The following is a 1328-nucleotide window of genomic DNA, read 5'->3' on the forward strand; positions in this document are numbered from 1 at the left end:
CTTTTGAGAACTCATCAAAAGAGCTATAGCTCTTTTCATATCCATAATACAATTCATTTTTTAATCTAGCGAAAAATGATTCCATAATAGAGTTATCATAACAGTTACCTTTTCTAGACATAGACTGATTTATCTTATGCTCTTTTAATTTACTTACATAAAGTTTGTGTTGGTATTGCCATCCTTGATCTGAATGTAGTATCAAGTTGTTTAATTTAGGAAACTTTTCAAATGCCCTATCTAACATATTAGTTATTTGTATTAAATTAGGACTTAATGACAAATCGTAGGATATTATCTCGTTTGTACACATATCTAGAATAGGTGAAAGATAGCACTTACCCCATGAAAATTTAAATTCTGATACATCTGTAGTCCATTTTTGTAATGGTTTATCTGCTTTAAAGTTTCTATCTATTAGATTATTAGCTATTTTTCCTACTTTACCTTTGTATGAGTGGTACTTTTCTTTAGGTCTTTTACCAAATAGTTTTAGTTCGTGCATTATTCTTTGTACTCGTTTATGGTTTATTGTGTGTCCTTGATTTTTTAATTCTCTGTATACTCTTCTTACTCCGTACCTACCCTTATGGTAATCAAATATTTCAATTATCTTATCAGTAATATTATTATTTCTAGTGCTTACTTTATCAACCTTATTAATTTCAAAGTAGTATGTGGATCTTGGAATATCCATAGCTTTTAATAGATATTTTAGTTTGTATCCTTTTTCTTTGAGTTCTTTGACGATTGCTGCTTTTTCGCCTTGAGTTGCGCAGCGTAATTGTTTTCTCTCAAGGCGATTTCTTTTTTTATTACTTCATTTTCAGCCTTTATATATTCATTTTCTGCCCTAAGTCTTATTAACTCTTCTCTTTCAGATTCGTTTAATTCTTTTGGTTTTGATTTATTCCTTTGATTCATGGTTTCTTTATCAGATTTACGGCCTTTCTTTTTGTTTACAAGACCATTATATCCATAAATTTTATATTTGCTAAGCCATGAGTGAAGCTGACCTGGATTAATTCCCGCTTCAATTGCTACAGACTTAATGGAGTTTCCGGTAAGTACTTTTGATACTATTTCTAACTTTTGTTCAGGATTCCAATTAATATTATTACCGTGTTTTAAAATTTCAGGACCGTGAAGTTCTTCTAATCTTACCCATAGTCTAATAGACTTACGAAAAGTTTTTTCATTTGTCCCTGCTGGTGTTTTCGGCCATATTCCCTCTCTGTACAACTGAACACATTCTTTTTTGTATTCATAGCTATATTTCATAAAAATACCCTCCTTACTGGTTTGTCCAGTAAAGAGGGTACATATCA

At 30.6% G+C, this 1328-nt stretch carries 2 protein-coding genes; both read right to left on the reverse strand.

Annotation, left to right across the window (positions count from 1 at the left end):
- A partial coding sequence (locus MRZ08_RS08060; RefSeq protein ID WP_297381526.1) for an IS3 family transposase occupies positions 1–751 on the reverse strand: 751 nt, incomplete at its 3' end.
- A partial coding sequence (locus tag MRZ08_RS08065; RefSeq protein WP_366111274.1) for a helix-turn-helix domain-containing protein occupies positions 715–1328 on the reverse strand: 614 nt, incomplete at its 5' end. The genes MRZ08_RS08065 and MRZ08_RS08060, both read right to left, overlap by 37 nt.

The sequence above is a fragment of the Anaerococcus sp. genome, from assembly GCF_022770135.1.
In the GTDB taxonomy this organism is placed as follows: Bacteria; Bacillota; Clostridia; order Tissierellales; family Peptoniphilaceae; genus Anaerococcus.